Source organism: Symbiopectobacterium purcellii (assembly GCF_052050035.1).
Classification (GTDB): domain Bacteria; phylum Pseudomonadota; class Gammaproteobacteria; order Enterobacterales; family Enterobacteriaceae; genus Symbiopectobacterium; species Symbiopectobacterium purcellii_A.
This window is the reverse complement of the sequence record NZ_CP189882.1, coordinates 1,198,558-1,225,117: the sequence shown is the minus strand read 5'-3', so window position 1 is coordinate 1,225,117 and position 26,560 is coordinate 1,198,558. Positions and strand designations below refer to the sequence as shown.

Sequence of the window (26,560 nt, the reverse complement as noted above, 5' to 3'; positions counted from 1 at the left end):
GCCATTTACACAAAATTCTTTACAGACTCACGAGATTATTTTATTTTCTTGTTTTTGTTCAGGCGATAAAGGTCTTTTTCGAGTTCCTTTTTTTGGGATTTGTGTATTAGGATGCTGTTTATCTATACCTTGAAAACCGGTATCTGCCCAGATGGTTACCTCAGGAGGAATATGGCGAATTATATCGACTTTATCGAGTAAGCGTTTATCGTGACGGCGCCCATTTTTGCTCATGGGGATAAATCCAATTTGCCTTGTTTCGTCAGTCATAATAAGCCCTTTTCGAGTGGTCTGTCTTTTCTTTCCCGAATACATTTTTTTTCGCCGACGCAGATTCTTAGGCTTTTGGACAGGTCGCTCTGTCCCATCAATAAAGACGTCTTTAACTCCAGGAAAGGCGCGAAAAAATTCCTCAGCAGAGCGAATTTGACGAGCGGGCAAAACACATTCTCGCCCCAAGGTCATCTCTAAAACCGGCAATAATATTTTTACCCAGCGACATACCCGTGTTCTATCTAAACCAAAAAGGAGTCCTTGCAAATCATAGGTCGGATAACATTTTAAAGGCTTTGTTGAATAATTTAACCGTTTGATTTACATCTTCTTTAGTTAGAATGCATTTACAGAGAATGTATTTTGTTAGAACGACAAATCAAATAGTTAGCACAATAAAAAGCATTCCGAGAGGAAAAATTAGTCGTTGAAATTTTATAATGCTTATATAAATCAGTATCTTAAATTATTCAACAAAGCCCATTTTAAATACAATAAAATAAAAAGCAGTTTATCTAATGGGGTTGGGATAAATCCTTTCTGCCCTGCACCCATCTGCCGCTCGTGATCTTTTCGATTCTTTTTCCGATAAATCAAATAACAAGCTGAAAATTCAGCGGCTAAATTTTTCAATTCTTCGACTGATAATCCAATGATTGCTTTACATAAACGATTATCTCGTAACAACCGCTCTTTGTTGATCATTTCAAACCTTTATTCTCTAAGTTAAACCGGCTTTGTTGAATAATTTAAGATACTGATTTATATAAGCATTATAAAATTTCAACGACTAATTTTTCCTCTCGGAATGCTTTTTATTGTGCTAACTATTTGATTTGTCGTTCTAACAAAATACATTCTCTGTAAATGCATTCTAACTAAAGAAGATGTAAATCAAACGGTTAAATTATTCAACAAAGCCAGTTAAACCTCTTTTTATTCTCAATAGCCTGACAAAAAATGCAAGTCTCTATTCAGCAACTAGTTTACGTGCGATGGTGCCATTGATACCACCACCGCATCGGGTGAACTGGTGCTTAACATTTTTTCGTCCCTGGCCCAGTTTGAGAGACGCCTCCTCCAGGAGCGAACCAGGGCAGGCCTCGCGGCTGCACGCGCCCGGGGGCGAAAAGGGGGACGCAGGGCGGTCAGCAAAAGCGCACCAAAAGTGATGATGAGCTGGCGTATGTATCAGGATAAATCTTTAAGTATCAATGAGATTTGTGAAACGTTAAAAATTTCCCGGGCGACATTCTTCAGGTACGTATCTTTAGCAAAAGATGCAGTCTAATGGTTATATAAAATATTTAGATATAACTTTTAGGCTTATTGCCAGAAATTAACGAATCCTTACGGTCACCCTACCGTGAACGCGCCAGGCTGCTTAAGGCCGACCCTAATGAAATCATATCCTCCGGGGATGTGCGGTTAATCGCAATCAGGGTTGAAAACTGGACGCGCAAGGCCGCAGCCGGATTAGCCAGGATGAAAGCGAGGCGTGACGCAGCTCGCCAGCGCAAACAGGAATACTACTCACCAACCTTTGCCTGACCTCCACAAACTACCGCCTTAGCTGGCGGGGATTCTGCTCGTCTGCAATAAACCTCAGTACAAAAAACAGCCTAAACGTACAATAATTTTCGAGATCCAACCCATCCTCCCTGTCTGAATGACGGATTTTTCGGCGGTTCCGGCGTAGACCTTCTACAACTGCTGTATAGCTTGTGGGTAAGTCACAATGAAGTGCAAACCATATGCCGCAATTACTCTTTTGGTTTATCTTTTAATTACTTACGTATTAAAAGATAAACCAAAAAAAAGAAAAACATTACGGTTATCCCCTTTGAAAAGTGGATAACCGAACAGCATCGGCGCAAGCGCCCCAAAAGTAGCTCCCCACGCTAAAGCGCGGGGCATTCAGATCGGAATCGTGAGAGGGCTAACAGCTTGCCTGTTAGCGGGGTCTGAAGCCCAACCGTACGAAAACGTACGCTAAGTTCATTTCTTGAACACACAGGGTGGTTTACACCCCCATTGGTTGTTGTGAAAATCACTCATCAGCGATTTTTTTCTGTAAGCAGAGTTATAGGAGAGTATGTAGCGGCCCGCAATCCATTTCACCGGGCTCACAATAACTGCCACTCAGCATCATCCTGGTTGTAGGTAACCCTTGTTATCGTTCAGTAAGCATTTGCCACAAGAACTCTTCGGTCATCGCATGGTAAAATGCGACCTGGCTATTCTCTGGCGCGCTACCGTGGCCTGCCTCGGTTTCTTCATACAGCCAGACATTGTTATGGCCCTGCTGCTGCATCAGGGCCACCATTTTCCGCGCATGTGCAGGACTGACACGGTCGTCCTGCGTACCTGTGGTAAACAACACTGGCGGGTAGCATTCACCGGAAGATACTTTGTCGAATGGTGAATAGCTTTGCAGCCATTGTCTTTCTTCAACAACATCCGGATCTCCATATTCAGCAATCCATGAGGGGCCCGCCAGCCAGCGATGATAGTTGGTCATATCCAGAAGCGGAACTTCACATACCAGAGCGCCAAACTGTGTGGGGTAGTCTGTCAGCATGTTGCCAATCAGCAATCCACCGTTGCTCCCCCCCTGTGCTGCCAATCTGGCTGCACAGGTCACCCCGCGTCTAATCAAATCATTAGCCACTGCCGCAAAATCTTCATAGGCGCGATATCGATACTGTTTAAGTGCCGCCTGGTGCCACTCCGGACCATATTCACCGCCACCGCGAATATTGGCCATCACGTAGATCCCCCCTTTTTGCAACCAGGTGATCCCTTTAGTGCCCAGATATTCGGGGGTTAAAGAGACTTCGAAACCTCCGTAGCCATACAGCAGAGTAGGATGCAGCCCAGTGGGCGCAATCTCTTTAGTGGCTATCTGAAAATAGGGGATACGGGTGCCATCCAGTGATTGGGTAAAATGCTGGGTAACCTGAAAATCCGTCTTATCAAAACATTCCGGGCCCTGCTTTACCACACGGAGCGTTTTGTCATCCAGATCGCCATAACTCAGACTACAGGATTGCAAAAATCCATAACTCACCAGCTGATAACGGTTGCTCTCCATATCAATACCTGAAGCCGAAATCGTCGTGAAGTCAGGTAATGCCAGTGTCTGAACGCAGCTCCACTGCTCGTTCTCTGTTTTTAAAACGTCAACTCTTCCGACCACATCCCGGGTCAGGTTGAGGAGAAGATAATCACGGGTCGAACTGTAACCCTGTAATGTAGTCTGCATATCCGGCGTGAACAGGGCGGTGAAGTTGCGCTGGCCCTGTTGAAAAGCAATGAAATCTGTCGCCAGCAAAGCCCCGGCCGGATAAGTTTTATCCGCTATTTGCCATGGGGTGGTGAGTGTGACAAGCAACCAGTCATTAAAAAAACCGGAGGATGCATCCTCCGGGATATCGATGGGTTCCAGCCTGCCCTGTACAGTGAGCTGGTATGTGCAGCTGCGATAAAAATCCCGGCTGCAATGTACCAGGGTTTTTTCGAAACCCGGAGTATGATCATGCCAGGCCGAAACCATCATATCGGTAGTTTCGCCAACGTAAATCAGAGCGGCATCCAAGGGGGAAGTGCCACGCAGCCATCGACGAACACAACGCGGATAACCTGATGTGGTGAGGGTATCTCCCCCTGCATCCAGTGCCAGTAACAAGGTACTTTCGTCGAGCCAGGCAACCGAACTTTTGCTCTCCGGGAGAAAAAAACCGTCGCTGATAAAGCTCTTGCTGAGCAGATCGAACTCGCGGATTTCGCAGGCATCGCCACCGCTCGATAAAAAAACCAGCGCCCGCGAGAAATCAGGATAAAGCAGATCGGCCCCACTGAAACTCCAGTTTGCGTCTTCATCTTCATTCAGGCGATCAATATCCAGCACAATTTCCCATTCTGGCTCCGCGGTCAAATACAATGCTTCATGAGTGCGCCGCCAGATGCCGCGAGGATGATGGTCATCCTGCCAGAAGTTATAAACGATATTGTGATAATGGTCACCCCAGGGAATGTTCGCCTGATCATTTAACGACGTCAGGATGACCTGCTGCATCTGTTGAAAACGCCCGCTCCGGGCAAATTGCGCCATAGTTCTGTGGTTTTGTTCGGTAACCCAGCGTAGTGCTGCATCGTCCTGTGGTAGCTCAAGTTTACTGAGCAAATCCTGAAAATGTCTTTGCGCCATCACGAGTCCTTTTGTTGATAATTCAGGCCTGTTAGTTATTAAAAGGCTTCTCACTTAAACATATCTCTGTTGAGTGCCTTCTGTCATCGAATATTCCATAGTGTGTTTCTTAGGTATACCCGCCCCATTCCCACTCGAAACGCAACAAAACGGTAGAGGCTTATGCTACCAGTAAGTGCGTTAAAAATACCTCATTGGGGGAACGATAGCCCAGCGATTTTCTGCCCCTTGTATTGAGTATGTGTTCGAGTTCGGCAATCTTACGATGACTGACCTGACTGAAGTCTGTTCCCTTTGGGTAAAAACGTCGTATCAGCCCGTTGGTGTGCTCATTCAAGCCCCTCTCCCAGGAATGATAAGGATGGGCAAAGTAGACCTGCGCCCCTGTGATTTGAGTAATTTGCTCGTGCAGAGCGAATTCAGGGCCGTTATCAGCTGTTAGGGTCTTAAACTTGCAAAAGGTATTAGCTTCAATGTCCCTGAAAGCAGCAACCACAGTCTCCGCACGCTTATTAGGCAGTTTGCGAATAATGACGGTTTTCAATGCTTTATCTACGATAGTTAACAAGAATGACTTCTGGTCTTTGCCAAAAATAGTGTCAATTTCGAAGTGGCCAGGCTCCTGTTTAAGCTCGGCTTGAGCTGGGCGATACTCAATACCAACACGGTTGGGAATAGGGCCTGATTTGAGGTTTTCGGCATTGTACCGGCTTTGTTGAATAAATCGAACTTTCAGGGGATCGCCGGATCAAAGCACTATCATCGCTCCCGATAGCAGCTCCCCATGGCAAAGCAAAAGTTTAAAATCACCAACTGGCCCACCTACAACAAAGCACTCAGACAACGCGGCTCCCTGACGGTCTGGCTTGATGAGTCCGCCATCGCTGCATGGACTGACAGTTCTTCGCCTGAAGGTCGTGGTCGGCCGCTTTACTACACCGATATGGCTGTTACCACGGTTTTGATGATAAAGCGCGTGTTTAACCTGTCGCTCCGGGCATTACAGGGCTTTGTCGACTCGGTTTTTACACTGATGAGCCTGCCACTGCGCTGCCCGGACTACTCTCTGGTCAGTCGGCGGGCAAAAACCGTCAGTATCAGCATAAAAACGCCAACGCGTGGTGAAATCTCGCATCTGGTCATCGACAGTACCGGTCTGAAGGTCTTTGGCGAAGGTGAATGGAAAGTCAGGCAGCATGGGGCTGACAGACGAAGAGTGTGGCGCAAGCTTCATCTGGCAGCAGACAGTGCGACGCATGAGATTATCTGTGCCGACTTATCGCTCAGCGGAACGACAGATGCGCAGGCACTGCCGGGCCTGATTAACCAAACCCACCGAAAAATCAGGGAAGTGTCAGCAGACGGTGCTTATGACGCCCGTTACTGCCACGATGCGTTGCTAAGAAAGAAAATCAGGCCCCTTATCCCGCCGCGAAGCGGAGCCAAATACTGGCCGGACAAGTACCATGAACGTAACCATGCGGTGGCGAATCAGCGTCTGAGCGGGAGTAATGATATGTGGAAAAAGAAAGTGGGTTATCACCGGCGTTCAGTGGCAGAAACAGCGATGTTCCGCATAAAAACTTTGCTGGGTGGCCATCTGAGCCTGCGTGACTATGAGGCTCAAGTAGGTGAAGCCATAGCGATGGTCAAAGCGCTGAACCGTATGACGTTGTTGGGTATGCCACACAGCGTCAGGATAGGATAACAGGTGTAGCAGAGGGAGTCATCCTGTCGGCTAATTCTGATTTATTCAACAAAGCCCACATCCGTTTAATTATGGAGAAATTGTTATGTCTAAATTAGTTGTCATTGAAAATACCGTCGTCCGTCAAGATGCTTTCGGGCGTTACTGCCTGAATGATTTACATCGCGCAGCCGTTGCACAAGGTAGAGCGACTAAATCACAGAGACCTTCGGCTTTTTTCAAAAGCAAGGGGACTCGTAAGATAGCAAAATCGTTAGGTAATATAGCCAACCGACTTAAAAATGATTACATCCTATGCCCTGATATGCGGCAAAGAAGCATAGCTGGCTGTTATCAAAATAATGTCGCTTGGCTATAACGCATTAAAGACAATGCATGGCGGCGTTGAATCAGGCATTTGGGTTGTACCTGCATTAGCTATTCGCTATGTCTATTGGCTTAAAAAAGAAACAATGATAGATAAAAATAGAGCCACAACAGCCTGCAGCTTTGCCGTCATGCTGAACGAAGCACCACTGACTCAACTCTCCGGGGAGATGATTTATGCATGAGTTCACCCCTCAGCCGCCTTTCGAGGGGGAATTGGGCATCAAGCCAGACTGTCAATGAACCGCGCTGCCTGAGAGCATTGTTGTAGACGGACCAGTTGGTGATTTTAAACGTTTGCTTTGCCATGGGAACCCTATGCTGAAATGACTGTAGTGATCAGATCCGCCAGTCACCTAAAAGTTCGATTTATTCAGCAAAGCCTATATTCAGTTGATTACCGGATTGTCTGTTGATTCGTTACACCAATATACTCAACGTACTTCTGAGATGCTCGGCAAGGCCACCAGGTAAGCTTACTTCACCTGCCTTCTGCTGAATATGCAGATGCATATTGAATTATGACCGGTATATATTGTAATGCCTGAAGTTCATAATAATGTGGTCTTCAGCAGAAAAATATTCAACAACTGCCAGTACAGTGAAATGCTCAGTTCCATGCTGGCGGTAGTAGAGAATTTATGACACTAGGAAATTTAGCTTGTGCATGTTCTATCATCATATTTGATAAGATTGAGGTGCAAGAGAACACATCCCCTCTGGCAATAAGTCTATTATTCCAGTCTACGAATTGGTCTACGTTGTCTCTACCCCCAATAAAAACTACTGAACTGAGTTCATGAGCCTTACGCATAATTGCTGAGCTATAATACCGTAGTGCCAATGGGGAATCGAGTTCTGTACCAAATACCTCGCTAGATGAATAACGACTAAAAATAGCGCTAAGGGATAAAAGCTTTTTTGCTTTTTCTTGTTCGCTATCACTGGTCAAATGATACACTCCCAATATTTGATTATAATACTCCTCTTTTAAAAAAGGACTGCCGTTTTCATCAAAATCAAGTTTTTCATTAAAAATCTCGCTTAATTGATTTTGTTTTACAATACTAACCATTTTATCATTAACATTAGTGATGATACGCTGATTTAGTGCTAATAAAAACTTTTGATTAAGCGCTTCGCCGAGCTCCAGTGAGTCCAGTAAGTTTCTAAAATTTACACTCCGCAAAGAATAAGAGTAAGGCCCCGAAAAAAGCGGAAATTGTAATTTAAACACATTTTCAAAATTCAAGTCATCTATTGGAAAACTATTGCCATTATCAAATAGATAGAAATTACTCCAACTTATGATTTCCTTTGGGTTACGCATTTTAGCGAGATTACTAGATGACAACATCATTGACCTTTGATTATTTACTGGAGATAGCAAAACATAATTATTACTATCAATGTCTGACCAGTTAGGTTGACCTGAATAATTTCCAAAGAATAATTTTAAATCTGTTTCTCTTGTTAATAACTGCCTTATCGGGGTTTGGGAAAGATATCCATCATACAATTCAGTCGCTTTTTCTTTCATTTCAGGAATATCGATTGCTTCTTGAATGCACTGTATAAAAGAAGCATTAAATTCACTAGAGGTCGACAAAGATAAATCGCGATTGAAAAAGTTAATTGCAGCATTAAGAATAGATTCTTTTGGCTCGAGTAAGATATTCATATTATACCTAGAAAAATATCCATGACATACTTCTTGAATGAAATTGGAAATGTTTTCATCCGTCTGGTATACTTCTCTAGATAAAACATCAATAAGTGGCTCGGCAACTGATGTAATATTGGCATTTGCTTTTCGGAGTGAATCAATTAAATCATTCGCTAAGTTTATCTTTAGATTAAAATACTCATTTCCAATGCTATCTAATGTAGTTAGAATGCTACCAGTATCATCATTGGTTATATGATTTATATATATATCAAGGGTCTCATCATTCCATTCATCGGGTAATTCAAAAGATATAGAAGTATCATCCAGTGTTGCGCCAGAAAATGAAGCCCCAACTAAATACGCATCATTTATCTTAGCATTGCTCAATGCAGTACCATCGAAGCTTGCATTCTTTAGCCTGCAAAAACTTAAATCAGCCCCTTCCAAATTCGCTTCAGTGAAATTGGCATAATCTAAATCGGAGCTTGATAAAATAGCATCCTCTAGATTAGCATACTCTAAATTTGCATTAGACATAGACGCATCTTGAATATTAGCTTTTTCTAAGTTTGCATCTTCAAAATCAGCAAATTCCAGAACAGCTTCGTATAAATCAGCCTTTTCTAAATTAGCGCGCTTTAAATTAGCGTAGCTTAATACAGCTTTTTTAAGATTAGCACTTTTTAAAATGGATTCAGTCAAATCTGCATCCTCAAGAATAGCCTCCTTAAAATTAACGCCTATCAAGTTAGCTTTTTGAAATTTTACATTCCTTAATATGGAATGTTTGAATTCAGAATGACTAAAATTAGCGTTTTGGAAATCAGAGTTAATTGCATTAATATTATTCAAATAGGAATGAATAATTTCAGTTTGAGGTAGCTGCATGTCCTTCATGTTAACACCTTCAAGGTTAATCAATGCAGCTGAAAACTCTTTTAAATCCCCATGCTTCAATGCAATCAATCGGTTAAGAAGAACTTGGCGTTCTTCTATAGAAAGTTCGGAACGTAATTTCTCTACAATGTCATTTTCTTCAAATGCATCTATTGGGGCCAGTGCGCCTCTTCCGCTCAAATCTTCTATTCTCATTTTATACAAACGCTCTCTCAACTTAAAAGGTACGGTAATGCCTTAAAATAGTTGGCTTTTGTGATATTCTGCCGCCATTTGAGGTTTCCAAGTGGTTACAGTTTCTGTTCATTGTCCTCGCTGCCATTCAGATGAAATTTATCGACATGGCCTTAGTCCAACTAAGCGTGAACGCTTCCGGTGTCAGTGCTGTCGCCGTGTATTCGGCTTTGTTGAATAATTTAACCGTTTGATTTACATCTTCTTTAGTTAGAATGCATTTACAGAGAATGTATTTTGTTAGAACGACAAATCAAATAGTTAGCACAATAAAAAGCATTCCGAGAGGAAAAATTAGTCGCTGAAATTTTATAATGCTTATATAAATCAGTATCTTAAATTATTCAACAAAGCCCGTGTATTCCAGCTTACCTGCCGCTATGAAGCGCGAAAGCCGGGAGTTAAAGAGCAGATCGCTGATATGACCTTCAACGGTGCCGGTGTTCGCAATACTGCCAGAACGTTGAAAATCAGCATCAATACGATCATCAGGGCTTTAAAAAGCTCTCGCCCCGCCGGATAACGTCTTCTCCCGTTGCTCACGCCGACGTCGCCCTTATCTGTGAACTTGATGAGTAATGGAGCTTCGTTATGTGTTAATTAGCATTGGAGCAACCTACAGTCACATTAATTAATATTGGCTTTGTTGAATAATAGGGAGTCATGCTGTTTTGATATGCCTGTTTTGGTCAAACATGCTTGTCACCTTTGCGTGCTCCTTCCAATTCTGACTTTAACCTACTGATTTTAGATTAGGTGAGTTCAACGTCTGTGTAGGTTCGCAGCATAATCTCTATTTATTCAACAGCACCATTAATATATTAAACTTTTTTTACATTTACATCAAAAATCGGATTTTAACCTGATAAATTTGGGGTCTGTTTGGCTTTGTTGAATAAATCGAAGTTTTATAGCCAAGCGACTTAATTTTGATTACACCATATGGACTGAGAACAAACTCTCTGTATCGCAACCCATCTCTCTTTTTTTGCTTTTTGCTTTTTGCTTTTTGCTTTTTGCTTGTGCCCATTTATGCTCAATTGGGTTAAGATCTGGCGAATATGTAGGCAAATACTCCACCATATACCCTGCATCGATGATGACTTGTTGAATATTATGTTTTTTGTGAAAAGTGGCATTGTCCATCATGATTACACTGTTTTTAGGGAGTACTGGGATAAGGACTTGTGTGACCCAGGCATAGAAAACATCGCTGTTAATATTGATATCAAATAATCCGATAGCAAACAGCGTTGTGCCTAATAAAGCGCCGATAACATTTGTTCTTCCCCTAGCTCCCCAGTTCTTCAGGCCAAAACACCGTTGACCTTTTGGGGAATAGCCGTGAGTCCGTGGGGCATCGTGTGAAAAACCACTTTCATCAATAAAAACAATAGGTTTACCTTCTTTTTCATACTGTTGTTTTTTTTGTTGAAATCCCTGCCGGGCGTTTTCGTCGGCTTTCGGATGACGTAGAGTTTTTTTTATAGGTCAATCCCAGCTTTTTAAGCGCTTGCCAAATGGCCTTCTGACAAACGCCAAAACGCTCTGCACGTTCTTTTTGGTAAGCATCTGGATATTGTTCAACATCTTTTATCAACTCGGATTTATCGATCTTTCGCTGACGCGTGGTCGATGCTTTTGACTCTATTTGATTAATCCAACGCGATACAGAGGCAGGGCCAATCCGAAATTGCTTCGCTGTTTCTCGGATACTCAACCCTTCGTTTTTCCGTGTAGATATCACTTTACGTCTAAAATCAATTGAATAGCTCATTTAAATAATGTAATCAAAATTAAGTCGTTTAGCTATATCTTGCTGCTCGATGAACCCCTCTCCAATCTGGATACCCGCATTCGTTTGCAACTGCGCGACGAGATTCGTGCCTTGCAGCAACGTCTGGGCCTTACGGCCATTCACGTAACCCACGATCGCGAAGAAGCCATGGTGATGGCGGATCGCATCGTCATCCTGCATCAAGGGCGCGTGATGCAGGCGGGCAGCCCGCAACAGGTTTACCACCACCCAGCCAGTGCCTTTGTCGCGGCGTTTATGGGGGCTGAAAACCAACTGATGCTGGAGGCCTATTATGACGGCGATAGGTTGACGCTGCGTGGCGACGAGCAGGGGGCGGCGCTGGTGCCTCGGAATGCGACATTGCAACCCGGCACGGTAGAGGCGCGCTTTCGTGCCGACGCAGCCCAGCTCTAGCCCCATTCCCAGTCGAAACGCAACAAAACGGTAGGGCATTATGCCGCCTGTAAGTGCGTTAAAAATACCTCATTTGGAGAACGATAACCCAGCGATTTTCTGCCTCGCGTATTGAGCAGGTGTTCGAGTGCTGCAACCTTGCGATGGGTGACATAATTGAAGTCCGTTCCCTTCGGGTAAAAACGCCGTATCAGCCCGTTGGTATGCTCATTCAACCCGCGTTCCCAGGAATGATATGGCCGGGCAAAGTAGACCGGTGCCCCCGTGACTTTTGTAATTTCCCCGTGCTGGGAAAATTCAGAACCGTTGTCAGCAGTCAGGGTTTTAAACTCGCAGAAGGTATTGGCAACGATGTCCCTGAAGGCCGCTACCACTGTCTCTGCTCGCTTGTTGGGCAGTTTGCGAATGATGACCAGCTTGACGGCTTTATCGACCACCGTCAGCAGGAATGATTTCTGATCTTTGCCAAAGATGGTGTCAATCTCGAAATGCCCGGGTTCCTGCTTGAGGTCAGCAACGGCCGGCCGCTGCTCAATGCCAACACGGTTGGGAATAGGACCGCGTTTGTTCTCATCGGTCTGATAGTTATACCGTTTACCCCGATGAGGGAGCTGCTGATACAGCTCACCGCCGGCCCGGCGCTCCTGCTGGATATAGCGATAGAGCGAGTTCTTGCTGACGGACAGGCCAAATTCCAGGACCAGGCGCCCACTGATGACCTCAGGTGAGGTGTGGGTAGACAGCGCCGTTCTGATAAAGTCCTGAATGTGCGGTTCAAGCTGGTTAATCACGCTGTCCGGCCGTGTTTTCTGCCGCCGCCCTCTGGCCAACGTTTCGGCCCTTCTGCAGGAATAGACCCCGTTGAAAGCGGCGTCGGTATTGCGTCTGAGTTCCCTGCTGATGGTAGAACGAGGAAGCTCCAGTTCCCGGGCGATGGTGGCCTGGTTAACCCCATCACCACGCCGCTTTTCGATGTAGAACCGTTCTTTGTGAGTCAGATGTTTTCCCTGCATGCAACGGGATCTCCAGTAGGGCCAGAACGGTGATTTTATCCGACTCTGGCCAGTGGGTCACTTTGTTGCATTTCGACTGGGAATGGGGCGCAGAGCGTTTTGGCGTTTGTCAGAAGGCCATTTGGCAAGCGCTTAAAAAGCTGGGATTGACCTATAAAAAAAACTCTACGTCATCCGAAAGCCGACGAAAACGCCCGGCAGGGATTTCAACAAAAAAAACAACAGTATGAAAAAGAAGGTAAACCTATTGTTTTTATTGATGAAAGTGGTTTTTCACACGATGCCCCACGGACTCACGGCTATTCCCCAAAAGGTCAACGGTGTTTTGGCCTGAAGAACTGGGGAGCTAGGGGAAGAACAAATGTTATCGGCGCTTTATTAGGCACAACGCTGTTTGCTATCGGATTATTTGATATCAATATTAACAGCGATGTTTTCTATGCCTGGGTCACACAAGTCCTTATCCCAGTACTCCCTAAAAACAGTGTAATCATGATGGACAATGCCACTTTTCACAAAAAACATAATATTCAACAAGTCATCATCGATGCAGGGTATATGGTGGAGTATTTGCCTACATATTCGCCAGATCTTAACCCAATTGAGCATAAATGGGCACAAGCAAAAAGCAAAAAAAGAGAGATGGGTTGCGATACAGAGAGTTTGTTCTCAGTCCATATGGTGTAATCATTTTTAAGTCGCTTGGCTATATAGCCAACCGACTTAAAAATGATTACATCCTATGCCCTGATATGCGGCAAAGAATCATAGCTGGCTGTTATCAAAATAATGTCGTTTGGCTATAATGTGCGGCGTTAACGCAGCGGAAGACGACGTTCTATTTTGCACACCTGTGCACCCAAACAAACCTTTCGATGAAGCCGATTGTCCGGGGTAATGATGTCAACGACGTGTTAACGCCATGACATTTCAGTGACAGGGTGAAGTGGAATAGCGGTGGTCAAAAACCACCGCTAGCAAGAGAAGAGGCCTTACAGCAGCTGAGCCAATCGGTTGAGATCCGACTGAATCGCCCCAGCCGTTACATCGCGTCCGGCGCCCGGTCCGCGAATCACCAACGGGTTGTCGCGATACCAGCGGCTTTCGATCGCGAACACATTGTCACACGGCAGCAGAGAAGCCAGCGGATGGTCCGGTCGCACCGCTTCCACGCCCACGCGCGCTTTGCCGCTGACATCGAAACGGGCTACGTGACGCAGCACCAATCCCATCTCCTGTGCCGCTTCCAGACGCTGTACCATCTGCTCGTTCAGCGAATCGCCATTTTCGAAAAACTGATCGATAGAACCCGCTTCACAGCCCGAAGGCACCAGTGATTCCACCCGCACCTGATTGGGTTCGATGTCATAACCCGCTTCGCGCGCCAAAATCACCAATTTGCGCATCACATCCTGCCCGGAAAGATCGACGCGCGGATCCGGCTCCGTCAGCCCCTGCTGCCAGGCCTGATCCACCAGTTCGGTGAACGGTACGCTACCATCAAATTGCAGGAACAGCCACGACAAGGTGCCGGAGAAGATACCGCTGATGGCCAAAATACTGTCACCGCTGTCACGCAGATCGTGCACCGCATAGTTCACCGGTAGCCCTGCCCCCACCGTGGCGTTATACAGCCAGTGGCGGCCCGTTTTGGCAAAGGCATCGCGGATCTGGCGATAGCGATCGCCGCTGGATGCGCCCGCAATATTGTTGGCGCTGATCACGTGAAAACCGTAGCTGGCGAAATCAAGATAGAGATCCCACACCGCTTCACTGGCTGTCACATCCAACACCACCAGGTCATCGTAGGGGTGAGCACGCATCCACAGGAACAGGTCTTCACCATCGCGCTCCTGCGCTTCATCATCAAAGAAGGCCAGCACGCGACTGGCTTCCAGACCGTCGTAGTTCAGCAGGCTACGCGTGCTGTCTACCACGCCCGCCAGCACAAACTCAAAGCCGGTACGTGCCGAAATCAGCGCCTGCTCGCGGGCAAACAGCTCCAACCAGCGGGAACCAATATTGCCCTTGCCAAACAGCACCAACCCGATCCGCTTTTCCGCGCGGAACAATGAGTGGTGCAAACCGCGAATCAAATGCTCCGTCGGTCCCACGCGCAGCACCGCCACCAGGCTGATGCCATCGTCGGACTGCCAGACAAACTCGATGGGCTGATCTTTTAACTGCTGATAAAAACGGTGGCTGTGCAGCGGGTTACGGCACACGCCAGCCCCGACCATGGCCACCAGTGCTAATCCTTCACGCAACGCGAACGTCACGGGCAATCCGGCCTGTTCCAATGCATGCCAGGCGCTATCCACCACTTCCGAGGTGTAACACAGCTGCACCAGATTGCGATCGGCATGCACGCCAATCGCCAGCGGACGCACTTGCGCACGGCTGACGTATTGTTCGATCTCTTTGTGTACGCGCGCAAAATCATGCTGTGTAGGAATCTGTACGTCGATCAGGCACACGTCATCGTGGCTGGTGACAATCTTTGCCCCCGTGCCCGACGCTAACACACGCTCGATACGCGTAGAGCCTTGCTCCGGGCTGTAACTGCAACGCAGTTGCAGATCGATATCGCTCGCAGACACCGGCTGCAAGGTGCGCGCATGCAGCACCGGTGCCGCCAGACGCGCCAGCTCGCTGGCCTCATCAAGGCGCAGCAGAGGCAGCAGACAGGCATCTTTCACCTTACGCGGGTCGGCACTGTAAACCCCAGCCACATCGCTCCAAATGGTCACGCGTTCCACACCCGCCAGCGCACCGATCTGCGTAGCCGAATAGTCACTGCCGTTGCGCCCCAACAATACCGTTTCACCGGCCTCGTTACGGCTGATAAAACCGGTCACCACCAGCCGTTGCCCCGCATGCTGCGTTAACAGCTGTTGCAGCAGTGGCCAGGAACGCCCTTCTTCCACCTGCGGTTGTGCAGCTCGTTCAGAGAGTAAGAAATCGCGCGCATCCAACCAGCTGGCATCGATGTTGCTCAAGTTCAACACCGCCGCCATCAGGCGTGCGGACCAAATTTCGCCGTGCCCCACCACTTCGGCATAAACTGCATCGGTCACGCCGCCATCCAGCAGCGCCGCCAGACGCTCTAGATCGCGGATAAAAAGGGTGGTCAGCCGCTCTGCGGCATCCGCAGGCAGCAAACCGGCAATCAAATCGCTTTGGTAACGCCGCAGCGCCTGCTGCACCTGATGGGCAGAAAGGCGATCGCTCTGGCTCAGCTTCAGCCAGCTAATCAGCTGATTGGTGGTACCGCCCGCAGCTGACACCACCATCAAATCGCCGGGGCGGCTGTATTCTGCCATAATCCCCGCGACGCGTTGATAACACTTCACATCTGCCAGACTGCTACCGCCAAATTTATGCAGTTGGCGGCCAGACACTGCCGCTGATACGCCTAACGCACTCATGCTGCTCCCTCAGTTGCCACCCGGAATGCCCGATCCAGATCGGCCACCAGATCGTCACCGTCTTCAATGCCGACCGAAATACGCAGCAGGGTTTCGGAGATGCCTGCTGCCGCACGCGCTTCCGGTGCCATGCCTGCGTGGGTCATGGTGGCCGCATGAGAAATCAGGCTTTCCACGCCGCCCAGCGATTCTGCCAGCGTAAACAGTTCCAGCTCTCCCAGGAAACGGCGCAGTGTGTCTTCATCGCCGTCCAGTTCAAAACTCAACATGGCACCGAAGCCGGACTGCTGACGACGCGCAATCTCATGGCCGGGGTTGTTCGGCAGCGAAGGATGATAAAGTTTTTTTACCAGCGGCTGTGTTTGCAGGTAATCAATCAGTTGCAGCGCATTTTTTTGCGCAGCGGCCATACGAGGGCCAAGGGTACGCAACCCACGCAGCAGCAGATAGCTGTCAAACGCCGCCCCCGTCACACCGATATTGTTCGCCCACCAGGCCAGCTCCGTCACCAGCGCCGGATCTTTGGCAATCACCGTGCCTGCCACCACATCGGAGTGTCCATTGAGATACTTGGTGCAGGAGTGCACCACCAAATCGGCCCCCAATGCCAGCGGACGCTGCAACGCCGGGCTCAGGAAGGTGTTATCCACCACGCTGACCGCACCAGCTTCACGCGCAGCCTGACAAATGGCGGCGATATCCACCACGCGCAGCAGCGGATTGCTGGGGCTTTCCACCAGCACCAGTTTCGGTTTCTCTTCCAGTGCCGCCGCCAACGCAGCCGCATCGCCCTGATCGACAAATTTTACGCGAAATGCGCCGCGCTTGTTCAAGCTGTCAAACAAACGGTAACTGCCGCCATAGCAATCATGAGGCGCAACCAGCAAATCACCCGGACGCAGAAAAACGGTGCACACCAACAAAATGGCTGACATGCCACTGCTGGTCATCACCGACCCAGCACCGCCTTCCAACTCCGCCAACGCACGCTGTACCACATCACGCGTCGGGTTACCGCGACGCGAGTAGTCATGGGCTCTGGGCTGGTTGAAACCGGTGAAGTTGTAGGTGCTGGAGAGATGAATCGGCGGAACCACACAGCCGTATTGTTCATCATCATTAAGTCCGCTACGAACGGCAATCGTTGCTTGTTTACGCGTCATGTTCATTTTCCTAACTGGCGGCAGGGTATAGGCTGTCAAGAGTAATCCCAAGCTCAACGGACGTCAATACATCTAGACTTCTAAACTTCTTTGCGTATAGATTGAGCATTGACGGAAATCCCGTTAGAATTACCCTCATATCATGACGGTTTTATCTTCCTGACGACTATATTTTTAAGGTATCCCATGGCTGAGTGGAACGGCGAGTATGTCAGCCCTTACGCTGAACACGGTAAAAAGAGCGAGCAAGTTAAAAAGATCACTGTCTCGATTCCGCTTAAAGTGCTGAAAATCCTGACTGATGAGCGCACCCGACGTCAGGTCAATAACCTGCGCCATGCAACCAACAGTGAATTATTGTGCGAAGCGTTTCTGCACGCATTTACCGGCCAGCCACTACCGGATGACCACGATTTGCGTAAAGAGCGCAGCGATGAAATCCCTGAGGTGGCCAAGGCGATCATGCGTGAGATGGGGATTGACCCGGATACGTGGGAATATTGATCTGTTGATCGGACGATCTACGGCTCTGGCGATAGAAACAATAAAGGCACCCTTGGGTGCCTTTATTGTTTATGCTCGGACGCTTATTTTTTGCTGCCCGGCACGCTGAAACGCTTGTTGAAGCGCTCAACACGACCACCGGTGTCAACAACACGTTGTTTACCGGTATAGAACGGGTGGCATTCGCCACAAACGTCCAGGTTCAGATCGTGACCCACGGTAGAATGGGTTTTGATAACGTTACCGCAAGAACATGTTGCAGTAATCGCTACATAATTCGGGTGAATACCTTTTTTCATGGCAAACCTCTGTTAAGGCCGTGTCGCTATCCAACCCTGTTTCGCCAGACACCACACGAAGTTAAGCACTGTAAGCACAGCACTGTACATTGACGCTCTACGGATCAGTATACGCTTCACCACCGCGCCGGCCATTACACCACGCATAGCAAAGTCGTATAAAGGCGGCGAATCATACAGAAATTAGCCAGCCGATGCAATCAGGTAACACATTTTAGCCTGCAACCTGTACACTGGCGGCGCAAGCCCCCCATGACGTGCACTGAGCGGTAACATATCGTACCGTCGGACTGCGCTGTGCAGGGAAAACCATCTAGCGCCAGAGTTATCAGCCGGAGAAAGCATGTCCATCGTTCAGGTCGCATTGCCCGTGCCGCTGGCACGCACATTCGATTACCTGCTGCCCGCAGGCATGACGCCATCGCCGGGCGTACGCGTCAGCGTGCCTTTTGGCAACCGCAAGGCGATTGGTATTGTCGTTGCGTGCAGCGATCGCAGCGAACTTCCGGTAGAACAGCTCAAATCCATTCACGATGTGCTTGATGCGCAGCCTCTTTTCCCTGACAGCCTGTGGCGTATTCTGCTCTGGGCCGTGGGCTACTATCACTACCCGATTGGCGAGGTGTTGTTCCACGCCTTGCCGATTTTGCTGCGACAGGGTAAACCAGCCCATCGCGCGCCGCTCTGGCAGTGGTTCGCCACCGAACAGGGCAAATCCACACCGCTCGCCACGTTGGCGCGTGCGCGCAAACAGCAACAGGCACTGGCGGCCCTGATACAAGGTGCGCTGTACCGCCATCAGGTGAATGAATCCGGTCTGACAGAGACCGCATTGCAGGCACTGCGCACCAAAGGGTTGTGCGATCTCAAGGCCATCGATGCGGAAGTGCAGGACTGGCGTCACCAGCCCATCACTCATGATGAACGACTGCGCCTCAATACCGAGCAGGCGACCGCCGTGGGTGCCATCCGCAGCGAAGACAACCATTTTGCCACCTGGTTGCTGGCAGGGATCACCGGCTCCGGCAAAACCGAGGTGTACCTGAGTGCGCTGGAAAACGTGTTATCACAAGGCAAGCAGGCGCTGGTGCTGGTGCCCGAGATCGGCCTGACGCCGCAAACCATTGCCCGTTTTCGCGCACGTTTCATCGCGCCAGTGGATGTGCTGCACTCGGGACTGAACGACAGCGAACGTTTGGCCGTGTGGCTACGCGCACGCAGCGGAGAATCCGCGATTGTCATTGGCACCCGGTCCGCGCTGTTTACCCCGTTTGCCCGTCTGGGGATGATCATCATCGATGAAGAGCACGACGGCTCATACAAACAACACGAAGGATGGCGCTATCACGCACGTGATTTGGCCGTGTTCCGCGCCAGAGAGGAAAATATTCCCATCGTGCTGGGCTCCGCCACACCCGCGCTGGAAACGCTCTACAACGTACAAAACGGTAAATACCGGCAACTCACGCTGCGCAAACGCGCGGGTAACGCGCAACCTGCACGCCAGCATATCCTTGATGTCAAAGGATTACCGCTCACCAGCGGGTTGTCACAACCGCTGATTACCCGCATTCGCCACCATTTGGAACACAATAACCAGGTCATCCTGTTCCTTAATCGTCGGGGTTTTTCACCGGTGGTGATATGTCACGAATGCGGTTGGATCGCGGAATGCCAGCGCTGCGAGCACTATTACACCTATCACCAGCAGCAGCGTCAGCTCCGCTGCCACCATTGTGACAGCCAACGCCCGGTGCCACAGCAGTGCCCCCACTGCGGTTCAACACATTTGGTGCCGGTTGGCCTGGGCACCGAGCAGTTGGAGGAATCGCTGACCTCGCTGTTCACTGATGTACCCATTACCCGTATCGATCGCGATACCACCAGCCGCAAAGGCATGCTGGAACAGCAACTGGCGCAAGTGCGTCAAGGAGACGCACGCATTCTTATCGGCACGCAGATGCTGGCAAAAGGGCACCATTTCCCTGATGTCACGCTGGTAGCACTGCTGGATGTCGACAGCTCGCTGTTTTCTGCCGATTTTCGTGCCACGGAACGTTTTGCCCAGTTGTATACGCAAGTTTCCGGACGCGCCGGACGCGCCGGGAAGAGCGGCGAAGTGGTGCTGCAAACTCACCACCCCGACCACCCGTTACTGCAATTGCTGCTACAAAAGGGCTACGACGCCTTCGCCAGTCAGACGCTGAAAGAGCGCCAGAGCGTATTCCTACCGCCCTACACCAGCCACATTCTGTTCCGCGCCGACGATCACGATAACCAGCATGCGCCGCTTTTCCTCCAGCAACTGCGCAACCTGCTGGAAAGCAGCCCACTCAAGGATGATGCGCTCTGGCTGCTCGGCCCGGTTCCTGCATTGCAACCCAAACGCGCCGGGCGCTTCCGCTGGCAATTGCTGTTGCAGCACCCTTCCCGCGCCACGCTTCAGCGTGTCGTTAAGGCCTCACTGCCGCTCATCCCGCTACTGCCCGAAGCGCGAAAAATGAAATGGGTGTTGGATGTCGACCCTACCGATAACTGATCGCCGTCGTTAACACACCACGAAAAAATGCGAACGGTGCCGAAATAACGACATTCGTCACATCTTTTATGCAATCTGAGCAGCAAAACTTGCGCGCCATCTGTTAAGCGTAGGCAGAGAAACAGTATCCTTAGCAAAATGGGTGGTATAAGCCTGTCGGGCAAAAAAATCGGGCGGTGTGCGTGCCGCCGTCCTGTTCGACAATCGCATACGATGCAAGGAGAACCGCGTTGGACTATAAAAATGACACCACGCCGGCGACGATGAAATACGTTGCAGAGGTCGCAGGTGTGTCGACGGCCACGGTCTCCAGAACGCTGATGAATCCGGAGAAGGTCTCGAGCCAAACGCGTAAGCGGGTTGAACAAGCCGTGCTCACCGTGGGTTACGCGCCGCATGCGCTTGCCCGTCACGTAAAACGCAGCGAGTCACGCACGCTGCTCGCGATTGTGCCGGATATTTGCGATCCCTTCTTTACCGATGTCCTGCGCGGTATCGAAGAAACCGCTGCAAAACAAGGCTATCTGGTACTGATTGGTGATTGCGCCCACCAGCATCACAAAGAAAAATCTTTCGTCGATTTAATTATCACCAAGCAGATTGATGGCATGTTGCTGCTCGGGGCCAATCTGCCGTTTAGCGCCAGCAAAGAGGAGCGGCGCAACCTGCCGCCGATGGTGATGGTCAACGAATTCTCGCCCGACCTGGAATTGCCGACGGTGCACATCGATAACCTCACCGCCGCCTTTGATGCCGTTTATTATCTGCACCGACTCGGACACCGCCGGATTGCCTGTATCGCGGGTCCCGAAAACATTCATCTGAGCGAATACCGCTTGCAAGGGTATATTCAGGCGCTGCGCCGCAGCGGCATTCAAGTGTATAATCAGTATATCTATCGCGGCAATTTCAGTTATGAAACCGGCGTGAACGGACTGATAATGCTGATGAAGCACCCGGCACCGCCCAGCGCCATATTTTGCCACAGCGACATAATGGCAATGGGCGTGCTCTCTCAAGAGAAAAAAATGAAGTTGGATGTTCCAAAAGACCTGTCGCTGGTGGGTTTTGATGATATCGAGCAGGCGCAATACTGTTTTCCACCGCTCACTACCGTCGCGCAACCCCGCTATGAATTAGGGTGTGAATCCATGCACTTGCTATTAGAACAGTTGCAGGGTCATACGGTGCCCAGCGGGTCACGGCTACTCAACAGCAAGCTGGTTATTCGTGACAGCACGGCCACGCCAAATTACGCTCGTTATCGGGTTTAAGAATTCCGGTGCTGGTCAAAGTTTTTAGGGTTCAGTAACATGCTCCCTAAATCTTTCATTTCATTTGTAGCGAAACGACAGTGGCACAACGAGATTACGTCAGCCGTGGGCGCTCAGGCGCGCGACGAAAAAAGACAACCAGTCGAAGAGGAGGTTCTTCGTCGGGCGTCTCTAAGTTCATGATAATGCTGGCCGTTGCCGTGCTGGTGACCTTTGCGAGTGGGCTCTATTTTATTGCCAACAACAAGCCTGCCGAGTCGCCCGTGCTACCGCGCAGCGCCACCAACAACGGCAATGGTCTGCCACCGAAGCCGGAAGAGCGCTGGCGTTATATTAAAGAGCTGGAGAACCGTCAGTTGGGTGTTCCTGAGCCGACGGCCCCCAATTCCGGTGGAGAAATCAAATCACCGGTCCAACTCACGCAAGAACAGCGCCAACTGCTCGAGCAGATGCAGGCAGATATGCGCCGTGCGCCGACGCAGTTGTCAGAAGTGCCTTATAACGATCAAACGCCGGTGCCACGCTCTCAGGTTACCATCACTACGCCCAAAATCGTGGTGATACCGCCGGTAGCAACCACGCCGACCGTGACACCGCCGCCCGTGAGTACGCGTGCGCCCGTCGCCGCTCCCGTGACACAGCCCGCCACGCCGAGGCAGGAAACGCCAAAACCGGTGGAAACCGCGAAACAGCCAGAAACGCCCAAACCAGAAAAAGCACAGCGCTGGATGGTGCAGTGTGGTTCGTTTAAAACGCTGGAGCCGGCAGAATCGGTGCGCGCGCAGCTGGCTTTTGCCGGTATTGAAAGCCGCATCGCCAGCAGTGGCGGTTGGAATCGCATCACCTTAGGGCCGTATAAAGATCGCGCTACCGCCGACAAAATGCTATCGCGCCTGAAAGACGCTGGCGTAGCAAACTGCATTCCTCTCGCTGCCGGGGGTTGAAAACTCCTAAGCGGTCCCCCATCTACAACATCAATATGCCCCACAGCACTGTGGGGTTCTTTTTCCTTATCTAGCGGGGATGGACACGTGACAACTATAGTAAGTGTACGTCGCAACGGCCACGTGGTGATTGGCGGCGACGGCCAAGCCACATTGGGAAACACGGTCATGAAGGGCAACGTGCGTAAAGTACGTCGTCTGTACAACGACAATGTTATCGCAGGCTTTGCGGGCGGCACCGCTGACGCCTTTACGCTGTTCGAGCTGTTTGAACGCAAGCTGGAATTGCATCAAGGCCATCTGGTCAAGGCCGCTGTGGAATTGGCAAAAGACTGGCGCACCGACCGCATGCTGCGCCGTCTGGAAGCGCTGCTGGCCGTCGCAGACGAAAACGCGTCGCTTATCATCACCGGTAACGGCGATGTAATTCAACCGGAAAACGATTTGATTGCTATCGGTTCTGGCGGCCCGTATGCGCAAGCCGCAGCCAGAGCGCTGCTGGAGAACACCGAGCTCAGCGCGCGCGAGATTGTTGAAAAGTCGCTGGGTATCGCAGGCGATATCTGCATCTACACCAATCAGTTCCACACGATTGAAGAATTAGCCTCCAAGGCGTAAGGAATGACATCATGTCTGAAATGACCCCGCGCGAAATCGTTAGCGAGCTCGACAGCTACATCATCGGTCAGCACAAGGCCAAACGTGCGGTGGCAATCGCATTGCGTAACCGCTGGCGCCGTATGCAACTTTCCGACGCGTTACGCCATGAAGTGACACCCAAGAATATCCTGATGATCGGCCCGACGGGCGTCGGTAAAACAGAAATTGCCCGTCGTCTGGCCAAACTGGCCAATGCTCCATTTATCAAAGTGGAAGCCACTAAATTCACCGAAGTCGGCTATGTTGGTAAAGAAGTGGACTCCATCATCCGCGATCTGACGGATGCGGCCATCAAGATGATGCGCCAGCAATCGCTGGAAAAAAACCGCTTCCGCGCTGAAGAAATGGCCGAAGAACGCATTTTGGATGCGCTGATTCCCCCGGCAAAAAATAACTGGGGCCAGCCGGAAGAGCCGCAAGAACCTTCCGCTGCACGTCAGGCCTTCCGCAAAAAACTGCGTGAAGGGCAGCTCGATGACAAAGCAATTGAAATCAATCTGGCGGCTACCCCGATGGGCGTTGAAATCATTGCCCCTCCCGGTATGGAAGAAATGACCAATCAGTTGCAGTCCATGTTCCAGAATCTGGCAGGTCAAAAGCAGAAAGCGCATAAGATGAAAATCAAAGACGCCTTCAAGCTGCTTATCGAAGAAGAGGCTGCCAAACTGGTGAACCCGGAAGAGCTGAAACAGCAGGCTATCGAGTCCGTAGAGCAACACGGTATCGTGTTTATCGATGAGATCGATAAAATCTGCAAACGCGGGGAAACCTCCGGCCCGGACGTCTCTCGTGAAGGGGTACAACGCGATCTGCTGCCGCTGGTGGAAGGCTGTACAGTCACGACCAAACACGGGATGGTGAAAACCGATCACATCCTGTTTATCGCCTCCGGTGCATTCCAGGTCTCCAGCCCGTCGGATCTGATCCCCGAGCTGCAAGGGCGTTTACCTATCCGCGTTGAGCTGCAAGCGCTGACCACGGAAGACTTCGAACGCATCCTGACGGAGCCGAGCGCATCACTGACGGAGCAGTACAAAGCGTTGCTGGCAACCGAAGGTGTGGATATCGTCTTCACCACGGACGGCATTCGCCGTATTGCCGAAGCGGCCTGGCAGGTCAACGAGCGTACCGAGAACATCGGCGCACGTCGTCTGCATACTGTTTTGGAGCGTTTAATCGAAGAGGTCTCTTACGATGCGAGCGAAATGGGCTGCCAAACTGTTACCGTGGACGCAGAATACGTGCGTAGTCATCTTGACGAGCTCGTAGCAGATGAAGATCTGAGCCGTTTTATCTTATAATCCCTACAATTCGGATTGTCCTGTTGCGAAAACGCTCTGTTTGGCAAATGATGGGAGGCTGATGCCTCCCATCAACCACCAATAATACATTGATTTTAAAGTATTTATCTTATTTATTTACCACAAAATGACCACGCATCAACGCGGAATTTCACTTTCATGCAATCCTTTTATTTACGCGTCAAAAGCCACCTCGTTATATAGCCAAGCGACATTATTTTGATAACAGCCAGCTATGCTTCTTTGCCGCATATCAGGGCATAGGATGTAATCATTTTTAAGTCGGTTGGCTATACCAGAGTTGAATGATGAATTAACAAGATAGCGCATCAGGTTGTCGCTAAAACAATAACCCCCGCAAATACGCTGTTGCGGGGGTTAAATGTCAAAGCGCTAAATTTAACTGATCGCGCCCATAGTGCGACGCCGGAAAAGCATCCTGCGGGATGAAGTCAGGCGGTAACGGCGCTGTACCTGCACGCTTGGTTACCTCCCTTTCCACGCTGTTTAGTGTGGTGAATGACCGGCTACATTCCAGATTTTGGCACTGGTGATATTGCCGGATTGTCATATCTGTGATTTTACGACTGGTACGGGTGCGGGCCATAGCGCCGCAAAATGGACATCTGAACATAATATGCTCCCCTGCGGGAGTTGAACTCACGGTTATTCTATTCACTTTCTGCAATCCAGTCAGATATTTTCGCTTCCAGCTCCAGACGCGTGGTAAAACCGCTGCCGTCAATCACATGCTCCGCGCGTGAAATAATCCATTCCTGATTATCAATCTCTGCTTTAAAGCCGGTGACGGTGCCGTGCATTTCCGGGTACAGGTCAGCGCGGCCACGCGCCAGGGTAATAGAGAACTCGGCGGCTCCCCGTTGAAGCTGTTGCCATTTTGCCGCCGCTGCGCGTTTGGCGGCGGTTTCATTTTGATAGGTTTTACGCAGCACATACACGTTGCCGTCGGCCCCTTCCATGTATTCGCCCTCACGGCTGCTGCTTTTCTCCTTTTTCGGTTTGGCCTGGGTTGTGCGCCGTTTTACACTGACTTTCTTTTTTTTGCCAAAGTTAAGATCCAGCCAGTAGGCGCGCACGCCGGTGTAAGCATCACGATCCGCAATGCGAAAGCGGTGCCCGTCACCGCTGCTGCGGGTAATACTGAATGATGGCAGCGCTTTACCGGATGCCGTTACCCCGCCGCCAGGCAGAATAAATAACAGCGCCCCATTTTTAACCGTGGCAATCGCGCCTAACATTTCGGCCATGCGGGTTAAAAACGACATATCGCTTTCTTGTGTCTGATCGGCGTGGTCAATCTCAATGCTCATCAGCATGTCGCTGATTTGCGCTTTCAGCCCGTAACGGTGCGCGATAGCAGACACCACACGCTCAACGGTCACATCGTGCCAGGACACCTCACGCTTAACGTTAAATTCATCACGAAAATCGGCGCTGCGTGCCGTGATGTTAAGTACATCCGGTGGGCCTTCATGGGCTATCTCATCAACGGTATACAGCCCCTTGTAAATCAACGGTTCACCCATCCAGCCAATGGACAGCGCAATCTCTGCCCCACGTGAGGGCAGACCAAGCAGACCGTCGGTGTCATCGAGTGAGATCGTCACCTGGTCAGCATCAAACCCGCGATTATCGGTAAGAGAGAGCGACATTAGACGGTCGCTTAATGCTGTAAGCGATTTTCCGCCCAGCATCACGTTAAACGCCGGGACTTTTACCGCATCGGTAAGGGTGTTGTTGAAATCCGTGACCTTGCTGGTCAACGTGTCTGCCAATCCTGAAAGTGCCATATCGCCCCCGTGTTTTGTCGCATGATTTCACGCGCGCGAGCGGGGAAAAATGGCT

At 49.8% G+C, this 26,560-nt stretch carries 29 protein-coding genes and 1 pseudogene; 16 read left to right on the top strand and 14 right to left on the bottom strand.

What is annotated here, in order from left to right; genetic code table 11:
* Nucleotides 1–27: 27 nt before the first annotated feature.
* Together ACQGXV_RS09290 and ACQGXV_RS09285 are read right to left on the bottom strand one after the other, a co-directional pair.
* Nucleotides 28–540, bottom strand: a complete 513-nt coding sequence (locus tag ACQGXV_RS09290) for a transposase family protein (protein WP_440866223.1) — start codon at nucleotides 538–540, stop codon at nucleotides 28–30.
* A 186-nt stretch (nucleotides 541–726) separates the two neighbouring features.
* Nucleotides 727–978 (bottom strand): hypothetical protein, encoded by a 252-nt coding sequence (locus ACQGXV_RS09285; RefSeq protein WP_440863665.1) that lies wholly within the window; start codon nucleotides 976–978, stop codon nucleotides 727–729.
* A 328-nt stretch (nucleotides 979–1,306) separates the two neighbouring features.
* On the opposite strand from ACQGXV_RS09285, the gene ACQGXV_RS09280 reads away from it, so the two are divergent.
* Nucleotides 1,307–1,564, top strand: coding sequence for a recombinase family protein (locus ACQGXV_RS09280; protein ID WP_440866222.1), 258 nt, complete (start codon nucleotides 1,307–1,309; stop codon nucleotides 1,562–1,564).
* Between the two features lie 882 nt (nucleotides 1,565–2,446).
* Here ACQGXV_RS09280 and ACQGXV_RS09275 read toward each other — a convergent pair.
* Both ACQGXV_RS09275 and ACQGXV_RS09270 read right to left on the bottom strand, forming a co-directional pair.
* The gene (locus ACQGXV_RS09275; RefSeq protein WP_440866221.1) at nucleotides 2,447–4,483 is read right to left on the bottom strand and encodes a prolyl oligopeptidase family serine peptidase; all 2,037 of its coding nucleotides are present in this window, start codon (nucleotides 4,481–4,483) and stop codon (nucleotides 2,447–2,449) included.
* A gap of 160 nt (nucleotides 4,484–4,643) precedes the next feature.
* The gene (locus tag ACQGXV_RS09270) at nucleotides 4,644–5,204 is read right to left on the bottom strand and encodes an IS30 family transposase (RefSeq protein ID WP_440867353.1); all 561 of its coding nucleotides are present in this window, start codon (nucleotides 5,202–5,204) and stop codon (nucleotides 4,644–4,646) included.
* 63 nt (nucleotides 5,205–5,267) lie between these two features.
* On the opposite strand from ACQGXV_RS09270, the gene ACQGXV_RS09265 reads away from it, so the two are divergent.
* The 3 genes from ACQGXV_RS09265 to ACQGXV_RS09255 all read left to right on the top strand — a co-directional run bounded on the left by ACQGXV_RS09265 (nucleotide 5,268) and on the right by ACQGXV_RS09255 (nucleotide 6,742).
* Nucleotides 5,268–6,191 carry an IS5 family transposase gene (locus tag ACQGXV_RS09265; RefSeq protein WP_440862815.1) on the top strand — a complete coding sequence of 308 codons (924 nt, stop codon included), beginning with the start codon at nucleotides 5,268–5,270 and terminating at the stop codon, nucleotides 6,189–6,191.
* Between the two features lie 85 nt (nucleotides 6,192–6,276).
* Nucleotides 6,277–6,549, top strand: a complete 273-nt coding sequence (locus ACQGXV_RS09260; protein ID WP_440866220.1) for a KilA-N domain-containing protein — start codon at nucleotides 6,277–6,279, stop codon at nucleotides 6,547–6,549.
* Complete coding sequence (locus ACQGXV_RS09255; protein WP_440867859.1) at nucleotides 6,533–6,742, top strand: hypothetical protein; 210 nt, start codon at nucleotides 6,533–6,535, stop codon at nucleotides 6,740–6,742. The genes ACQGXV_RS09260 and ACQGXV_RS09255 overlap by 17 nt, the downstream gene beginning before the upstream one ends.
* 425 nt (nucleotides 6,743–7,167) lie before the next feature.
* On the opposite strand, the gene ACQGXV_RS09250 is transcribed toward ACQGXV_RS09255, so the two are convergent.
* Nucleotides 7,168–9,318, bottom strand: coding sequence for a pentapeptide repeat-containing protein (locus tag ACQGXV_RS09250; RefSeq protein ID WP_440866219.1), 2,151 nt, complete (start codon nucleotides 9,316–9,318; stop codon nucleotides 7,168–7,170).
* A 91-nt stretch (nucleotides 9,319–9,409) separates the two neighbouring features.
* Between ACQGXV_RS09250 and ACQGXV_RS09245 the strand changes: the two genes are divergently transcribed.
* Together ACQGXV_RS09245 and ACQGXV_RS09240 are read left to right on the top strand one after the other, a co-directional pair.
* On the top strand, nucleotides 9,410–9,538 hold the full coding sequence (locus tag ACQGXV_RS09245) for an IS1 family transposase (RefSeq protein ID WP_440866218.1): 129 nt from the start codon (nucleotides 9,410–9,412) through the stop codon (nucleotides 9,536–9,538).
* 174 nt (nucleotides 9,539–9,712) lie between these two features.
* Nucleotides 9,713–9,933: pseudogene (locus ACQGXV_RS09240) on the top strand (IS1-like element transposase); the annotation flags it as partial.
* 357 nt (nucleotides 9,934–10,290) lie between these two features.
* Here ACQGXV_RS09240 and ACQGXV_RS09235 read toward each other — a convergent pair.
* Both ACQGXV_RS09235 and ACQGXV_RS09230 read right to left on the bottom strand, forming a co-directional pair.
* Nucleotides 10,291–10,845: an IS630 family transposase gene (locus tag ACQGXV_RS09235; RefSeq protein ID WP_440867224.1), complete on the bottom strand. Its 555-nt coding sequence runs from the start codon at nucleotides 10,843–10,845 to the stop codon at nucleotides 10,291–10,293.
* Nucleotides 10,769–11,134: an IS630 transposase-related protein gene (locus ACQGXV_RS09230; protein ID WP_440862584.1), complete on the bottom strand. Its 366-nt coding sequence runs from the start codon at nucleotides 11,132–11,134 to the stop codon at nucleotides 10,769–10,771. Before ACQGXV_RS09230 ends, ACQGXV_RS09235 begins: the two co-directional genes overlap by 77 nt.
* A gap of 39 nt (nucleotides 11,135–11,173) precedes the next feature.
* Between ACQGXV_RS09230 and ACQGXV_RS09225 the strand changes: the two genes are divergently transcribed.
* Nucleotides 11,174–11,569: a hypothetical protein gene (locus ACQGXV_RS09225; protein WP_440866217.1), complete on the top strand. Its 396-nt coding sequence runs from the start codon at nucleotides 11,174–11,176 to the stop codon at nucleotides 11,567–11,569.
* 38 nt (nucleotides 11,570–11,607) lie between these two features.
* On the opposite strand, the gene ACQGXV_RS09220 is transcribed toward ACQGXV_RS09225, so the two are convergent.
* Nucleotides 11,608–12,582 carry an IS30 family transposase gene (locus ACQGXV_RS09220; protein ID WP_440862690.1) on the bottom strand — a complete coding sequence of 325 codons (975 nt, stop codon included), beginning with the start codon at nucleotides 12,580–12,582 and terminating at the stop codon, nucleotides 11,608–11,610.
* A gap of 62 nt (nucleotides 12,583–12,644) precedes the next feature.
* Here ACQGXV_RS09220 and ACQGXV_RS09215 point away from each other — a divergent pair, with 62 nt between their 5' ends.
* Genes ACQGXV_RS09215 through ACQGXV_RS09205 form a run of 3 tightly spaced genes read left to right on the top strand, consistent with a single transcriptional unit; the run spans nucleotide 12,645 to nucleotide 13,388 of the window.
* A complete protein-coding gene (locus ACQGXV_RS09215; RefSeq protein ID WP_440866216.1) occupies nucleotides 12,645–12,812 on the top strand; it encodes a hypothetical protein in 168 nt (55 codons plus the stop codon).
* Nucleotides 12,736–13,269 (top strand): IS630 family transposase, encoded by a 534-nt coding sequence (locus ACQGXV_RS09210; protein WP_440862665.1) that lies wholly within the window; start codon nucleotides 12,736–12,738, stop codon nucleotides 13,267–13,269. Before ACQGXV_RS09215 ends, ACQGXV_RS09210 begins: the two co-directional genes overlap by 77 nt.
* On the top strand, nucleotides 13,230–13,388 hold the full coding sequence (locus tag ACQGXV_RS09205; RefSeq protein ID WP_440866215.1) for a hypothetical protein: 159 nt from the start codon (nucleotides 13,230–13,232) through the stop codon (nucleotides 13,386–13,388). The genes ACQGXV_RS09210 and ACQGXV_RS09205 overlap by 40 nt, the downstream gene beginning before the upstream one ends.
* Nucleotides 13,389–13,574: 186 nt before the next feature.
* On the opposite strand, the gene ACQGXV_RS09200 is transcribed toward ACQGXV_RS09205, so the two are convergent.
* Nucleotides 13,575–16,010, bottom strand: coding sequence for a bifunctional aspartate kinase/homoserine dehydrogenase II (locus tag ACQGXV_RS09200; RefSeq protein WP_440866214.1), 2,436 nt, complete (start codon nucleotides 16,008–16,010; stop codon nucleotides 13,575–13,577).
* Nucleotides 16,007–17,173: a cystathionine gamma-synthase gene (metB, locus tag ACQGXV_RS09195; RefSeq protein ID WP_222159143.1), complete on the bottom strand. Its 1,167-nt coding sequence runs from the start codon at nucleotides 17,171–17,173 to the stop codon at nucleotides 16,007–16,009. Before metB ends, ACQGXV_RS09200 begins: the two co-directional genes overlap by 4 nt.
* A 186-nt stretch (nucleotides 17,174–17,359) precedes the next feature.
* On the opposite strand from metB, the gene metJ reads away from it, so the two are divergent.
* Nucleotides 17,360–17,677 carry a met regulon transcriptional regulator MetJ gene (gene metJ / locus ACQGXV_RS09190; protein ID WP_196907435.1) on the top strand — a complete coding sequence of 106 codons (318 nt, stop codon included), beginning with the start codon at nucleotides 17,360–17,362 and terminating at the stop codon, nucleotides 17,675–17,677.
* A gap of 83 nt (nucleotides 17,678–17,760) precedes the next feature.
* On the opposite strand, the gene rpmE is transcribed toward metJ, so the two are convergent.
* Nucleotides 17,761–17,976 carry a 50S ribosomal protein L31 gene (gene rpmE, locus ACQGXV_RS09185; RefSeq protein WP_195313079.1) on the bottom strand — a complete coding sequence of 72 codons (216 nt, stop codon included), beginning with the start codon at nucleotides 17,974–17,976 and terminating at the stop codon, nucleotides 17,761–17,763.
* 343 nt (nucleotides 17,977–18,319) lie between these two features.
* Here rpmE and priA point away from each other — a divergent pair, with 343 nt between their 5' ends.
* The 5 genes from priA (at nucleotide 18,320) to hslU (ending at nucleotide 24,694) form a co-directional block, all read left to right on the top strand.
* Entirely contained in the window at nucleotides 18,320–20,515 is a 2,196-nt protein-coding gene (priA, locus tag ACQGXV_RS09180; protein WP_440866213.1) for a primosomal protein N', read from the top strand.
* Between the two features lie 263 nt (nucleotides 20,516–20,778).
* Nucleotides 20,779–21,789, top strand: coding sequence for a DNA-binding transcriptional regulator CytR (gene cytR, locus ACQGXV_RS09175; RefSeq protein WP_440867352.1), 1,011 nt, complete (start codon nucleotides 20,779–20,781; stop codon nucleotides 21,787–21,789).
* A gap of 80 nt (nucleotides 21,790–21,869) precedes the next feature.
* Nucleotides 21,870–22,733 carry a cell division protein FtsN gene (ftsN, locus tag ACQGXV_RS09170; RefSeq protein ID WP_440866212.1) on the top strand — a complete coding sequence of 288 codons (864 nt, stop codon included), beginning with the start codon at nucleotides 21,870–21,872 and terminating at the stop codon, nucleotides 22,731–22,733.
* Between the two features lie 87 nt (nucleotides 22,734–22,820).
* The gene (gene hslV / locus ACQGXV_RS09165) at nucleotides 22,821–23,351 is read left to right on the top strand and encodes an ATP-dependent protease subunit HslV (RefSeq protein ID WP_195313083.1); all 531 of its coding nucleotides are present in this window, start codon (nucleotides 22,821–22,823) and stop codon (nucleotides 23,349–23,351) included.
* An 11-nt stretch (nucleotides 23,352–23,362) separates the two neighbouring features.
* A complete protein-coding gene (gene hslU, locus ACQGXV_RS09160; RefSeq protein ID WP_440866211.1) occupies nucleotides 23,363–24,694 on the top strand; it encodes an HslU--HslV peptidase ATPase subunit in 1,332 nt (443 codons plus the stop codon).
* Nucleotides 24,695–24,868: 174 nt separating this feature from the next.
* Here the strand turns inward: hslU and ACQGXV_RS09155 are convergent, their stop codons facing one another.
* The 3 genes from ACQGXV_RS09155 to ACQGXV_RS09145 are packed head-to-tail and all read right to left on the bottom strand — an operon-like array spanning nucleotide 24,869 to nucleotide 26,409.
* The gene (locus ACQGXV_RS09155; protein WP_440866210.1) at nucleotides 24,869–25,024 is read right to left on the bottom strand and encodes a hypothetical protein; all 156 of its coding nucleotides are present in this window, start codon (nucleotides 25,022–25,024) and stop codon (nucleotides 24,869–24,871) included.
* Between the two features lie 55 nt (nucleotides 25,025–25,079).
* On the bottom strand, nucleotides 25,080–25,328 hold the full coding sequence (locus ACQGXV_RS09150) for an ogr/Delta-like zinc finger family protein (protein ID WP_440867351.1): 249 nt from the start codon (nucleotides 25,326–25,328) through the stop codon (nucleotides 25,080–25,082).
* A gap of 37 nt (nucleotides 25,329–25,365) precedes the next feature.
* A complete protein-coding gene (locus tag ACQGXV_RS09145) occupies nucleotides 25,366–26,409 on the bottom strand; it encodes a phage late control D family protein (protein ID WP_440867350.1) in 1,044 nt (347 codons plus the stop codon).
* Nucleotides 26,410–26,560: the final 151 nt, after the last annotated feature.